Here is a 255-nt window from a genome sequence, read left to right as displayed (position 1 = left end):
ACTCGAACCATCGACCTCACGCTTATCAGGCGTGCGCTCTAACCAGCTGAGCTATAGGCCCAAAAAACGTCCTAATTCAATGAGAGTAGACCTCTCAAAACTAAACAAAGTTTCGACTTTTCAAATGCTCAAGGTTTTCCGTATTATTCCTTAGAAAGGAGGTGATCCAGCCGCAGGTTCTCCTACGGCTACCTTGTTACGACTTCACCCTAATCATCTGTCCCACCTTAGACGGCTGGCTCCCCGAAGGGTTAC

Annotated in this window: 1 rRNA gene; it reads right to left on the bottom strand. The window is 47.8% G+C overall.

The features are described from left to right. Positions 1-154: 154 nt before the first annotated feature. A 16S ribosomal RNA gene (locus J7Q78_RS09960) occupies positions 155-255 on the bottom strand; the annotation flags it as partial.

The sequence above is a fragment of the Latilactobacillus fragifolii genome (genome assembly GCF_905332535.1).
In the GTDB taxonomy this organism is placed as follows: domain Bacteria; phylum Bacillota; class Bacilli; order Lactobacillales; family Lactobacillaceae; genus Latilactobacillus; species Latilactobacillus fragifolii.
Note: the sequence above shows the minus strand (reverse complement) of the source record. Positions and strands in the feature narration are given on the sequence as shown.